Origin of the sequence: Gemmobacter serpentinus, assembly GCF_008973825.1 — a bacterium.
Lineage (GTDB): Bacteria > Pseudomonadota > Alphaproteobacteria > Rhodobacterales > Rhodobacteraceae > Gemmobacter > Gemmobacter serpentinus.
Window position 1 is genome coordinate 55,750 of sequence record NZ_WCHR01000007.1, and the last position, 13,127, is coordinate 68,876.

The following is a 13,127-nucleotide window of genomic DNA, read 5'->3' on the forward strand; positions in this document are numbered from 1 at the left end:
TCAGAACGGCAGCCAGGGGCCGAACCGCCGGAACGGCAAGCCAAGGGCATAGCTGAAGACCAGCGTTGAAAACAGCGTGACAAGGAAGGCCAGCAGCAGCGCCCAATGCAGCTTCATCCGCATGGAGGCCATGGCCGCAATCAGCGCGGTCAGAAACAGCGCCGGCACGAAACCCAGGCCGCGCACCGTCAGCCCGAAGAACACCGGGGCGGGCAGGATGAACAGCAGCCCACGCCAGGCGATGGCCCCCATGGCCTCGGATGTGGCGGTGCTGCGAAAGGCCTTGAGAAAGACCAGCAGCCCCAGCAGGAACAAAATGCCCGACAGGATGGCCGGAAAATAGCCCGGCCCCATGCGCAAAGCGGTGCCGATGCGCAGATCCATGGTCTGCCAGGCAAAAAAGCCCGCAGCCAGCATCAACAGCGCGCCAGCAATGGCCTCGCTGCGGTCAGTGGTTGGTGAAGTCATCGAATTCCCCCCTAGGGACGACAGGGATCTCCGCCCGGTGCCGGGCGGAGAGGATCAGTGGCTGCGGGGTGCCGGATCAGTCGGCATAGACGCCTGCCGCCTCGATCACGGTTTTCCAGCGGGCGATCTCGGATTCGAGCTTGGCCTTCAGCGCGGCAGGGGTGGCGTCGGCGGCGGGCGACGGGGCGGTGCCCAGATCGGCCATCGCCTTTACCACGCCCTCATCCGCCAGCGCCTTTTGCAGCGATGCGGACAGGCGCGTGGTCACCTCTTCCGATGTGCCCTTGGGGGCGTAGATGCCGTGCCAGATGCCAACCTCCATCTGCGGCACACCGGCTTCGGCCACGGTCGGCAGATCGGGGAAGATCGCCAGACGTTCGGGCGAGGTTGCGGCATAGGCCTTTACCGTGCCGCCCGCGATCTGCTGGCTGGTATTGGTGGTCTGGTCACACATGAAATCGACCTGACCACCCAGCAGATCGGTCATCGCCGGGCCTGTGCCCTTGTAGGGCACGGTCACGAATTGGGTTTCAATCGCCGACTGAAACAACATGCCGCACAAATGGCTAGCCGCGCCGATCCCGGCATTGGCCATGGTGACGGTATCGGCATTCTCCTTCACATAGGCGATGAAGCCTGGGAAATCGACCGGCTCGAAATCCTTGCGCGCCACCATGACCATTGGCACTTCGGTCACAAGACCCACATATTCAAAGGCGTTGGTCGTGTCATAGGGCAGGCTGCGATACAGCGTGGCCGCCGTCGCCATACCGATATGGTGCAGAAGGATGGTGTAACCATCGGCATCCGCCTCGGCCACACGGCCAGCGCCCAGCGTGCCCCCCGCGCCGCCGACATTCTCGACAATGATCTGCTGCCCCAGATCGCCCGACATCTTTTCGGCGACCAGGCGCGCGACCGTATCGGTCGGCCCGCCCGCCGCAAAGGGCACCACCATGGTGATCTGGCGTTCAGGATAGCCCTGCGCGAAGCCTGCGCCCGTAAGCGCGCAAGACAGGACGGCCGCGGCGCTGACAGCGCCGAGAAGGTGACGGATGACCATGGTTTCCTCCCAGAAACGGATGTTGCCTACCCGCTCTCCCGTGCGGGCAGTTGATCCAATCAGAGCGGCTTGCCGGCAGTCACGCAAATGTCATGCAGCGGTCGGGATGATTTTCCCGAGGGCATTTTTGGTGCAATGGGCGGAAAGCGGAACATGCGGCGGTTTCGATGGGTGGATTTCCACCCATAGGCGACTCACCCGTCGTCGCCATCCCCTGCATCACGGATCAACCTTCGGTCGAGACCATGCTTCTGCATCTTCTCGTAAAGGGTCTTGCGGCTGATTCCCAAGGTCTCATAGACCGCTTTCAGCCGCCCGCCATGGGCCGAGATCGCGCCGGCGATCTGGCTGCGCTCGAACTCCGCCATCCGTTCGGCCAGACGGCTTTCCGGTGGGGATGGAGCGCCTTCGGCCATATCGAGCCCCAGCACGAAACGTTCGGCCTGATTGCGCAGCTCGCGCACATTGCCCGGCCAGTCGCGCGCCGCCAGCGCCGACAGATGCGCAGGCGGCACCTCACGTTCCGCCACGCCGTGACGGGCTGCAGATTCCCGCGCCAGATGCAGGAACAGCAGCGGAATATCCTCGCGCCGCGCCGAAAGCGGTGGCACATGCAGCACCGCAACATTCAGACGCCAATACAGATCCTCGCGGAAGGCCCCGCGCGCCACCGCCGCCGCAAGATCGGTCTTGGAGGTGGCGATGAAACGCAGGTTCAGCGGCACCGGCTCATTCGCGCCAAGCCGGGTGATCATCCGTTCTTGCAACACCCGCAGCAGCTTGGCCTGCAATTCCAGCGGCATCTGGCCGATTTCATCCAGCAAGATGGTGCCGCCGCGCGCATGTTCGAACTTGCCAAAGCGCGGCCGTAAAGCCCCGGGAAAGGCCCCCGCCTCATGGCCGAAAAGTTCGGATTCAATCAGTGCCTCGGGCAAGGCCGCGCAATTTATCGCAACGAAGGGCTTGCCCGCGCGGGGCGAGATGTCGTGCAAGGCCCGCGCCAGAACCTCTTTGCCCGCCCCGGTCGGACCGATCACCAGCGTATCCGCATCCGATGCCCCGATGGCGCGCAGCCGGTGGCGCAGATCGACCATGACCTGCGTGCGTCCGGGCATCCTCGCCTCGATATCGTCGCGCTTGCCCGCCACCGCACGCAAACGCCGATTCTCCACCACAAGGCCGCGATGGTCGACCGCGCGGCGCAGCACCGCCAGCAGATCCTGAACCACAAAGGGTTTCTCGATGAACTCATAGGCCCCACGCCGGATCGCGGCGACCGCCAGCGGCACATCGGCATGGCCGGTGACCAGGATCACCGGGATCTCGGCATCGATCTCGTGCAGGGCCGACAGCAGCGTCATCCCGTCCATCCCCGGCATCCGGATGTCGGAGATCACCGCCCCATTGAATCCTGGCGAGGCCAGCGCCAGCGCCGCCTCTGCTGAGGCAAAGGTCTCGACGCTGAACCCGGCAAGTTCCAACGCCTGTGCGGTGGAATGGCGCATCGTCTCATCATCATCGACCAGCAAGATGCGGGGCGGCATCTGGGGTGGTGTCATGCGGCGACCTCATGCGGGCGGGCAGCGGCAAGGGTCAGGTTGAATTCCGCCCCCGGATGCGCGTCGCGCAAGGTGATCTGCCCCCCAAAGTCGCGGATGATGTTATAGCTGATCGAAAGGCCAAGACCCAACCCGTTGCCGGCCGGTTTGGTGGTGAAGAACGGGTCAAAGATCCGCTCGGCAATCGCGCCAGGCACGCCCGGACCGCGGTCGCGGACGCGGATCACCACGCGCTCGCCCTGCTGGCTGGCCGATACGGTGATGCGGCGATCCTCGGTGCCTTCGACCGCATCGGCGGCATTGGTAATCAGGTTGACCAGCACCTGTTGCAGCCGCGTCGCACCGGCCCGCACCGGCGGCAAGCCGGGCGGCAGATCAATCTCCAGCCGTGCCCCCACCGCTGCCAGACGCCCGCCGACAATGATCCGGGTTTCCTCCAGCAGCGCGGGCAACTGGATCGCGGCCAGTTGCTCATTCGGCTTGCGCCCTGCATTGCGCAGATGCCGTCCGATCGCCGCCATCCGGTCAATCAGTGACAGGATATGGCCGATATTCTGCCGAGCCCGCCCGATATCGCCGCGTTCCAGCAGCACATCGGCACTATCGGCATAATTGCGGGCGGCGGCCAGCGGCTGATTGATCTCATGGCTCAGCGCCGCTGACATCTGCCCAAGCGCCGCCAGCTTGCCAACCTGCACCAGATTGGCCTGTGCCCGGCGCAGCTCCACTTCGGTGGCGCGGCGTTCGACAATCTCCTGCTCCAGATGGCTGTTCACGCGGGCCAGATCGGCGGTGCGTTCCTCCACCCGACGCTCCAGCTCGTCACGAGCGCGCGCCTCGATCGCCAGCCGCTCCGCGATGCGGGCGCGACGCTGGACCAGAACTGCCACGGCCGAAAGACCCGCGCAAAGCAGCAAGAAGACGGTGATCGTGACCACCCGCGCCTGCATCCGCGCCCCGGCAGTATCCAGCAGGACATGCACGGTCCAGCCCGCCTCATCCATCACCTGTTCGGCGATCAGGAACTGCCCACCCGCCGCCGCACCATCCCCCGAGGCACGACCAATAGCGGGCAGATGGACCTGCGCCACCCCGTCAATCTGCGCGCGCTGAAACGGCAGGTCATGCAGCGCCACATCGGCATAGCGGCGCGAGGCCTCGGTCCGGGCCACACGCTCTGCCGTGCGCGGCAGCGTGGCACCATAAAGCCAATGCGGCACCGAAGACATGAAGACGATCCCCTCAGGGTCGGTGACCAGCACGCGATATTCATTGCCACGCCAGGCCGCCTCGATCCGGTCCACCCCGATCTTCACAGCCAGCACCGCCGCAATCCGGCCCTGCATGTCACGCACCGGCGCCGAAAAGAAATAGCCGCGCAGCCCGGATGTGGTGCCCACCCCGTAGAACCGCGCCGGATGGCCCTGAAGCGCGTCGTGGAAATACGGCCGATAGCGGAAATTCTGCCCGACAAAAGTGCCCGGCTGACCCTGATTGGAGGCCGCGACCGTCTCGCCATCGGCGCGCATGATGTAGATATCCGACGATTGCAACATGGTGTTGCGCGCCAACATCAGCGCGTCGATCTGGCCGCGCCGCTGCGCATTGTCGGGCTCGCTGGCCAGATGGCGGATCGCATCCAGATCGGCCAGCAATTGCGGCACCACCTCATAGCGCGCCAGATCGCCTTCCAGCGCGTTGATGGTCAGCCGCATCGCGGTTTCGGCACGCGCCGCATCGGTTGCCAGATAATAGCGCAGCGCCAGCCGGTCGGCTTGCCAGACAGCAAGCCCGATGCCCAATCCGATGCCAAGCGCGGCAAATGCCGCTTTGCGATGAAACCGCAACGACAGGCTGATATCCCCCCGATCCTCTTCTGCGGGCATGATGGCAGGGCAAAGATCAATCTGAAAGGCATATTCTCCGCTTGCCCCGCCCGCCCCTTCCATGGCGGGGAAAATCCGCTAATCTTCGCCCCATGCTGCGCATCAACGACACGATCTCCATTGCCGATTGGGAACTGAGCGAGACTTTCTCGCGATCTTCCGGGCCGGGCGGGCAGAATGTGAACAAGGTCGAGACGGCGGTCGAGCTGCGGTTCGAGGCCGAACGCTCACCGCATCTCACACCCGCCGTGAAGGCGCGGCTGAAGCGGCTGGCCGGACGGCGCTGGACAACCGAGGGCGCGATTGTCATCCGCGCCGAGGAAACCCGCAGCCAGATCCGCAACCGTGCCCTGGCCGAAGAGCGGCTGGTGGAGATGATCCGTCAGGCGCTGATCGCGCCCAAGCGGCGCATTGCGACCAAGCCCACCCTTGGCAGCCAGCGGCGGCGGCTGGCTGCCAAGGCGGTGCGCGCGGAGGTCAAGTCGCTGCGCGGCAAGGTGGAGGACGAATGACCGAAGCAGAAGAGGCCGCAGGTTTCTGGGGCGCATCCCTCACCCAGACGCTGCGCAATCGCGAAAATGCGGTTCACGCGATCCGGCTACCCGATGGCCGCCCCGCGGCCTTGCGGCTGCACCGGCAGGGCTATCAGTCGGAGGCGGCGATCCGGTCAGAATTATGGTGGTGCGGTGCATTGGCCGAGGCCGGGCTGCCGGTGCCCGCGCCGATCCCGACGCGGGACGGGGTGCCGCTTGCACGACTGGCATCTGGGCGTCTCGCCTCAAGCCTCACCTGGATCGAGGGACATGCCTTGGGCGAGGCGGGCCATCCCCTGCCCGGCAGCCCCTCAGAACGCCATGCCCGCCATCATGCGCTTGGGGCCCTGCTGGCGCAGATCCATAACGCGACCGACCGCCTGACGCTGCCCGATGACTTCAATCGCCCCGCCTGGGATATTGCAGGTCTTGTGGGCGAGACCCCGTTCTGGGGGCGGTTCTGGGACCATCCGCTGCTGACACCGGCAGAGCAGGATCTGTTGATCGCCGCACGCGCGCATTTGCGGGACCGGCTTGTCGCCCATGCCAAGGATCACCCGCTGGGTCCGATCCATGCCGATGTGCTGCGCGAGAATGTCATGGTGAGGCCGGATGGTGGCCTCGCCCTGATCGATTTCGACGATAGCGGCATCGGCTTTCGGCATTACGATCTGGGCACGGTGCTGTCGCAGGATCTCTACGAGCCCGACCGCCCGGCATTGCAGGCAGCATTGATCGCGGGCTATGGCGCGCATCGCCCGATCGATCCTGCCATGGTGCCGGTCTTCACGCTGGCGCGGGTGCTGGCCTCGGTCGGGTGGGTGATGACCCGGCTGCCGCTGGATCATCCCGTTCACAAATCCCATATCGCCCGTGCCACGATGTGGGCGCGGCATGTGCTATCGGATGGCCGTTAGGCTATCACACCACGATCTCCTGCGCGACCTGATCGCCGATGCCGAAAACGCGCTTGTACCGCGCGATTTCATCCTTTGGCCCCATTGCCTTGTTCGGATTGTCCGACAGTTTCACCGTCGGGCGGCCATTGGCGCTGATCGCCTTGCAGACCAGGCTGAAGGGTGCCAGCCGGTCGCCCGCAAGCCCGCGGAAATCATTGGTCAGCATGGTGCCCCAGCCGAAGGAAACCTTCACCCGGCCAGCAAAACGGGCCTGCAATTCCTCGATCTTGTCGACATCCAGCCCGTCCGAGAAGATCACCAGCTTTTCACGCGGATCCTCGCCGCGCGCCTGCCACCAGCGGATCGCGGTTTCCGCCCCCGCCGCCGGATCGCCACTGTCGATGCGGATGCCGGTCCATTTCGACAGCCAGTCCGGCGCACGGGCCAGGAAACCCTCGGTGCCATAGGTATCGGGCAGGATCATCCGCAGATTGCCGTCGTGTTCTTCGTGCCAATCGGCCAGAACGCGGTAAGGCGCCTCGGCCAGTTCGGCATCACTATTGGCGAGCGCCGCATAGACCATGGGCAGCTCATGCGCATTGGTGCCGATGGCCTCAATATCGCGCTTCATCGCGATGGCACAGTTCGAGGTGCCGGTGAATGCATCCCCCAGCCCCTCCTGCATCGCCTGCACGCACCAGTCCTGCCAGAGATAGCTGTGGCGGCGACGGGTGCCGAAATCGGCGATCTTCAACCCGTCGATGCGGCGCAGGCGTTCGATCTTTTCCCAAAGCCGCGACATCGCCCGGGCGTAAAGGATCTGCAGCTCGAATTTGCCCATGTCGCGCAGCACCGCGCGCGAGCGCAGCTCCATCAGCACGGTCAGCACCGGGATCTCCCACAGCATGACCTCTGGCCAGCGGCCTTCAAAGGTCAGCTCGTATTGGCCATCGCGCTTTTCCAGATGGTAATCAGGCAGGCGGACCTGTTCGAACCATTCCATGAAATCGGGGCGGAACATCTGGCGCTTGCCGTAAAAGGTATTGCCGCGCAACCAGGTGCTTTCGCCGCGCGACAGGCCAAGGCTGCGCACATGATCCAACTGTTCGCGCAATTCACCCTCGTCCACCAAATCCGCAAGACGGATCGAGGAGGATCGATTGATCAGGCTGAACGCCACCGTCGTATCCGGCTTGTTTCGGAAAATCGACTGACACATCAACAGCTTGTAAAAATCCGTATCGATCAGCGACCGGACGATCGGGTCGATCTTCCAGTTGTGGTTGTAGACGCGCGTTGCGATGTCGGCCATTTCTGGTCCTCCCTTGCCCCCTTCTCTAAGGCATTCGGGGCAGGAAGGTCAAAAGCACTCATGCCGGAACCTGACGATTTTGCTTCGCCAGCTGCGGCCCCGACTTTTCCCGCGACGTCGCAACCGTCATCAGCCGCGGTTTGCGTTGCGTTTTCTGCATCCGCTGCGCCGGACGGGCGGAGCCCGCCCGCAAAGGCGCGCAGCACCGCATAAAGCTCTGCCCGGACGACAGGCTTGGAAAGGGCACCATCCATTCCCGCCGCCGCAAAAGTCGCCATATGTTCATCCGACGAAAAGGCCGTAAGCGCGAAGATCGGCACATGTGGTGCGTCAGCTGCGGCTTCTGCCGCGCGGATCATGCGGGCGGCTGTCAACCCGTCCATCCCCGGCATGGAAATGTCCATCAAGACAAGGTCGGGCCGGTGTTGCGACCACAGCGCGAAAGCCTGCTCTCCATCCGCAGCCTGCCAAAGCATCGCCGTGCAAGGCTCCAGCAACCGCTGGACAATCAGCCGATTGGTGCGGTTGTCTTCCGCCGCCAGCACGCGCAATGCGGTGCGCGGTGCCTGCAACCCGGGATTTGCGCCGCCTGCAACCGCTGCGGTGACTGTAGGGGGCAGTTTGACGGTGAAGACCGATCCTTCGCCGGGACTGGACCGGATGGTGATATCCCCCCCCATCGCGCGGGCAATCTCGCGGGAGATGGTCAGGCCAAGTCCGGTGCCACCGAAGCGGCGGGCGATGGAATTGTCCTCTTGTGCGAAGCTGTCAAAGATCGCGGCCTGCCGCTCTGGCGCGATCCCGATCCCGGTGTCGGAAATGCGGATCGCCGTCTGTTTCCCGTCCCGGTCCAGATCCAGTGCCACCGTCACGCCGCCGGTTTCGGTGAATTTCACCGCATTTCCGATCAGGTTCAGCAGGATCTGGCGCAGACGTCCGGGATCGCCCAGAAAATCCGGCGCGCCATCGGGCAGGTCAGCCGTCAGCGTCAGGCCCTTGCGCTGCGCGACCGGGCGCAACAGATCCAGGCTACGCGCAATCAGATCCGCAAGCGAAAAGCGTTCCTGAACCAGTGTCAGTTTGCCCGCATCCAGCTTTGCCAGGTCCAGCACGTCATTGATGATGGTCAGAAGCGCCCGGCCCGATTCCTCGACCAGACTGACATAATGGCGCTGCGTCGCGTCCAGCACGGTTTCCGACAGCAGTTCCGCCACGCCGATCACGCCGTTCAAGGGCGTGCGGATCTCATGACTCATGGTGGCCAGAAACTGGGCCTTGGCCTGCATCGCGGCCTCGGCACTCTGGCGGGCGGCGGCAAGCTCGGCCTGTTGGCGCCGCGCCTCGGTCACGTCACGCTCCAGCGCGATGAAGACATCCAGCCGGCCATCGGCGGCAAAGACCGGGCTCATGTTGATATCCATCCAGATCAGCGCGCCCGCCTTGGTGCGATTTTGCAATTGCACGCGGCAAGGGGTCCCGGTGCGCACCGCGTTGCGCAGCGTGGCCAGCGTGCGCGGCGAGGTTTCAGGCGCATCCAGAATATCGCTGGGAAAGCGCCCGATCGCCTCATCGAACGAATAGCCGGTGATCCGACTGAAGGCCGCATTCACCCATTCGATCCGGCCATCGGGTGTGGTGAAGATGATGCTGTCACCGGCATGACGCGCAGCAAGCGCAAGGCGTTCCGACCTGCGCGCGGTCACCTCCAGCTCTGCGCGCGACAGGCTGAGCGCGTGTTGCTTGTCGAGAAGTGCGCGTTCAAACTGATAGCGTGTGCGATGGCTTTGCATCACCGTTTTCAGGAACAGGCTGACCGCATAGCCCAGCGTCAGGATGGCCAGAATGAAGAACATCGTGCCGCGATGCGCGCCCTCCAAAATCAGGCTGACCAGAAGGCCAAGCGCCGACAGGCCATAGATCCAGAGACGCAGTTGCGTGCCTTCGGGGAAATGTCGCCCGGCAAGGCCCGCATTGGTGACCGCCGACATCAGAAAGACCACAGCAAAAAATCGCGCCTCGATCAGCGGCACGAAGAACCAGCACAGGCCGATGCTGGCCGCAACCATCAGCGCCTGCAGCCCGGCGGCCAGCATGGCGATGCCCCGGACGACCGGACCGGGGTCACCGCCCCGCCACAGAAGCCAGCGCAGCGTCAAGGCCTCGACCAGCTCGCCCCCCAGCACGAACGCCACCGCCACCGGCCCAAGCCATGGCGCGCCAAGCAGCGCCAGCGCCAGCGCCCCCGCCACCGTCATGGTCTGACGCAGCACAAAGCCACGCAGCCGCCCCCGCGCATAGCGCAGCAGCAGACCCGACGGGCTGTTGCGCCGGAAGAAATCTTCCCGCGCTTCGGCGCTGACTGATGGCATCCTGCTCCTCACAACCAGATCCGGTTGCGGTCAGCTTAGGCGGAGCGCGTTAACGAAGTCTGAGCGGGATCCGGCCGCGGATCCGCAGGCCCCAGATCCGCGGCCCAGATCAGCCCACCTCAGATCAGATCAACCCCGGCCTGCATCATCTGCTGACAGGCGGCAGCAAGTGAGCCATCCAGATCGATGGCGCGGCAGGCACTCATCTTCACCGCGACGCGGAAACCCAGTCGCGCGGCATCCAGCGCGGAATAGGTCACGCAGAAATCGGTGGCGAGGCCCACAAGCATCACCGCCTCAACGCCGCGCGAGCGTAGATAGCCCTCAAGCCCGGTTGGCGTCACACGGTCATTTTCGAAAAACGCCGAATAGCTGTCGATGGCAGAGCGAAAGCCCTTGCGGATCACCAGATCGCCGGGATCGGTTTCCAGCCTTGGGTGGAAGGCCGCGCCTTCGGTGCCTTGCACACAATGGACAGGCCACAGGACCTGCGGGCCATAGGGCATCTCGGTCAGCGAAAACGGCGCGGCACCGGGATGGTTGGCGGCAAAACTTTTATGGTCGGCCGGGTGCCAGTCCTGCGTCAGCACGCGCACCGCATATTGCCGCAACATCGCGTTGATCTCGGGGATGATGGCATCGCCCCCGGCCACCGCAAGCAAGCCCCCGGGGCAGAAATCATTCTGCACATCGACGACGATCAGGGCCTCGTTTTCTGGATGCATGACAATTTCCCGCTGGTTTCCCCTTGGCTAAGGCTGTGGGGCCCATGCGTCAATGCCGCGCTTGCAATATGGCGCGTGAAGGCGCAGATGCAGGATCATGATCACCATCGCCGCCCTTTATCACTTTACCCGCTTTTCCGAGCCTGCCGCCTTGCAGGCCCCCTTGCAGGCCCTGTGCAATGCGCGGGGTGTGAAGGGCTCGCTTCTGCTGGCGCAAGAGGGGGTGAACGGCACCATCGCAGGCACGCGCGAGGGGGTTGACGCCGTGCTGGCGCATCTGCGCGCCCTGCCCGGCTGCGCCGATCTTGAACACAAGGAAAGCTACAGCCCCGAAATGCCCTTCGGCCGCATGAAGGTGAAGCTGAAGCGCGAGATCGTGACCATGGGCCAGCCTGATATCGACCCGCGCGCCCGTGTCGGGCATTACGTCGCGGCCGAGGACTGGAACGCGCTGATCTCGGAACCCGATGTCGTGGTGATCGACACCCGCAATGACTATGAGGTGGCGATCGGCACCTTTGAGGGCGCGATTGATCCCGGCACAGCAAGCTTTCGCGAGTTTCCGGCCTGGTGGGAGGCAAACCGCGCGCGCTTTCACAACAAGCGGGTTGCGATGTTCTGCACCGGCGGCATCCGCTGCGAGAAATCCACCAATTTCCTGCTGGGTCAGGGGGTGGAGGATGTCTATCACCTCAAGGGCGGCATCCTTAAGTATCTGGAAGAGGTCCCCGAGGATCGCAGCCTGTGGAACGGGCAATGCTATGTCTTTGACCAGCGCGTCAGCGTGGGGCATGGGCTGGTGCCGGGCGATTATGACAGTTGCCATGCCTGCCGCCGCCCGGTCAGTGCCGCAGACAAGGCGCATCCGGCATGGGAGGAAGGCGTCTGCTGCCCGGCCTGCGTCGATGAATATGATGCCGATGACCGGGCGCGCTTTCGCGAGCGGATGAAGCAGATCGCGCTGGCGGGCCAACGCGGCAAGCGCCATTTCGGCGGCTGATCAGCGCGCCGCTCAGCTCTGCGAGGCCTGACGCGACAGTTGCACCGCCAGAATGCCCGCCATCACCACCGCAACCCCGATGATATCGCTCAGCCGGATGGCCTCGCCCAACAGAAGGGCCGCAATGGCCACGCCGAAGAACGGGTTGAGGAAATGGAAGGTTGCAGCCTTCACCGCCCCGATCCGGCGCACCAGCGCGAACCACAGCGCGGTGGCAAGGATCCCCGGCATCAGGATCTGATAGGCCATCGCAAGCGCCCATTGCGGCGTCAGGTTCAGGCGCAGCGGCTCCACCGCCAGTGTCACCAGCCAAAGGATCGCGGCCCCCACCCACATCTGATAGCCGACGACCACCATCAGATTGCCGCCTGAACTTGCGTTGCGCAGCATCAGGGTCGCGGTGGCGAGTGCGAGTGCCGCGATCAGGCACAGCACGACGCCGACCGGATCAGCCCCGCCGCCCAGACGCGACAGCATGATCAGGCCAACCCCGGCAAAGCCGGTGACCAGACCCGCAACCCCCAAAGGCGGCAGGCGCTGCCCCAGCAGCGCCCAACCCAGCCCCGCGACGATCAGCGGCATGGTGGAGGCGATGATTGCAGCCAAAGAGGCCTCGATCCACTGCATGGCGACGAAATTCAGCCCCAGATAAATGGCGTTCTGGCACAGACCGAAGACCAGCGTGGCCCGCCATTGCGCCCGCGTCAGGCGCAGGCTTTGCCCAAGCGCCGCGCCGATCCCGACCGCCATCGCCCCCGAGAGGCTGAACCGGATCGCCAGCGACAAAAGCGGCCCGGCATCCACCACGATCAGCCGTGCTGTCGCGTAGGCCGAACTCCAGATCAGGGCAAAAACCAGCCCCATCGCCAATGCACGCAGATCCATTGCCACTTTCCTTCGCTCATGAGCCAGCTGTGAAAGCGCCAAGCCCGTGATGGTCTTTTCGCAAAAAGAAGGCCGCCCCGAAAGGGCGGCCACAATCTTCGCATCAAGGTCACAAGACCCGGACGGATCAGGCGTTCACGCTGTCCTTCAGCGCCTTGGCGATGGTGAATTTCACCTGCTTGTCAGCCGGCTTGGTCACGGTTTCGCCAGTGGCGGGGTTGCGGACCTGACGCTCGGGACGCTCTTTGCAGACCACTTTGCCGAGGCCCGGCAGGGTCACGGCACCGCCAGCGGCAACCTCGCGCGCGATAACCGCCGCGATGGCGTCAAGCGCAGTACCGGCAACTTTCTTGTCGGCACCCATGGCGTCGGCCAGCGCGGCAACCAGCTGCGTCTTGGTCATCGGTTTGGACATCTTGTCATCCTTG

12 protein-coding genes are annotated in these 13,127 nt (G+C 64.4%); 3 read left to right on the forward strand and 9 right to left on the reverse strand.

Going from position 1 to position 13,127, the window contains the following annotated elements; genetic code table 11:
- From GBJ34_RS04955 to GBJ34_RS04970, 4 genes are all read right to left on the reverse strand, one after another.
- Positions 1–468, reverse strand: coding sequence for a tripartite tricarboxylate transporter TctB family protein (locus tag GBJ34_RS04955; RefSeq protein ID WP_151718165.1), 468 nt, complete (start codon positions 466–468; stop codon positions 1–3).
- A gap of 76 nt (positions 469–544) precedes the next feature.
- Entirely contained in the window at positions 545–1,531 is a 987-nt protein-coding gene (locus GBJ34_RS04960; RefSeq protein ID WP_151718166.1) for a tripartite tricarboxylate transporter substrate-binding protein, read from the reverse strand.
- Between the two features lie 194 nt (positions 1,532–1,725).
- Positions 1,726–3,075 (reverse strand): sigma-54-dependent transcriptional regulator, encoded by a 1,350-nt coding sequence (locus GBJ34_RS04965; protein WP_151718357.1) that lies wholly within the window; start codon positions 3,073–3,075, stop codon positions 1,726–1,728.
- 11 nt (positions 3,076–3,086) lie between these two features.
- Positions 3,087–4,976, reverse strand: a complete 1,890-nt coding sequence (locus GBJ34_RS04970; protein ID WP_151718167.1) for a sensor histidine kinase — start codon at positions 4,974–4,976, stop codon at positions 3,087–3,089.
- A 92-nt stretch (positions 4,977–5,068) separates the two neighbouring features.
- Here GBJ34_RS04970 and arfB point away from each other — a divergent pair, with 92 nt between their 5' ends.
- A complete protein-coding gene (gene arfB / locus GBJ34_RS04975; RefSeq protein ID WP_151718168.1) occupies positions 5,069–5,488 on the forward strand; it encodes an alternative ribosome rescue aminoacyl-tRNA hydrolase ArfB in 420 nt (139 codons plus the stop codon).
- Positions 5,485–6,426 (forward strand): phosphotransferase enzyme family protein, encoded by a 942-nt coding sequence (locus tag GBJ34_RS04980; RefSeq protein ID WP_151718169.1) that lies wholly within the window; start codon positions 5,485–5,487, stop codon positions 6,424–6,426. Before arfB ends, GBJ34_RS04980 begins: the two co-directional genes overlap by 4 nt.
- Positions 6,427–6,430: 4 nt before the next feature.
- On the opposite strand, the gene pncB is transcribed toward GBJ34_RS04980, so the two are convergent.
- The 3 genes from pncB to pncA form a co-directional block, all read right to left on the reverse strand.
- Positions 6,431–7,720: a nicotinate phosphoribosyltransferase gene (gene pncB / locus GBJ34_RS04985; protein ID WP_151718170.1), complete on the reverse strand. Its 1,290-nt coding sequence runs from the start codon at positions 7,718–7,720 to the stop codon at positions 6,431–6,433.
- On the reverse strand, positions 7,654–10,089 hold the full coding sequence (locus GBJ34_RS04990) for a hybrid sensor histidine kinase/response regulator (protein ID WP_151718171.1): 2,436 nt from the start codon (positions 10,087–10,089) through the stop codon (positions 7,654–7,656). Before GBJ34_RS04990 ends, pncB begins: the two co-directional genes overlap by 67 nt.
- A 119-nt stretch (positions 10,090–10,208) precedes the next feature.
- Positions 10,209–10,814, reverse strand: a complete 606-nt coding sequence (pncA, locus tag GBJ34_RS04995) for a bifunctional nicotinamidase/pyrazinamidase (RefSeq protein ID WP_151718172.1) — start codon at positions 10,812–10,814, stop codon at positions 10,209–10,211.
- A 97-nt stretch (positions 10,815–10,911) separates the two neighbouring features.
- Here pncA and trhO point away from each other — a divergent pair, with 97 nt between their 5' ends.
- Positions 10,912–11,814, forward strand: coding sequence for an oxygen-dependent tRNA uridine(34) hydroxylase TrhO (trhO, locus tag GBJ34_RS05000; RefSeq protein ID WP_151718173.1), 903 nt, complete (start codon positions 10,912–10,914; stop codon positions 11,812–11,814).
- 12 nt (positions 11,815–11,826) lie between these two features.
- Here the strand turns inward: trhO and GBJ34_RS05005 are convergent, their stop codons facing one another.
- On the reverse strand, positions 11,827–12,699 hold the full coding sequence (locus tag GBJ34_RS05005) for a DMT family transporter (protein ID WP_151718174.1): 873 nt from the start codon (positions 12,697–12,699) through the stop codon (positions 11,827–11,829).
- A gap of 127 nt (positions 12,700–12,826) precedes the next feature.
- Positions 12,827–13,114, reverse strand: a complete 288-nt coding sequence (locus tag GBJ34_RS05010) for an HU family DNA-binding protein (protein WP_151718175.1) — start codon at positions 13,112–13,114, stop codon at positions 12,827–12,829.
- Positions 13,115–13,127 lie beyond the last annotated feature (13 nt).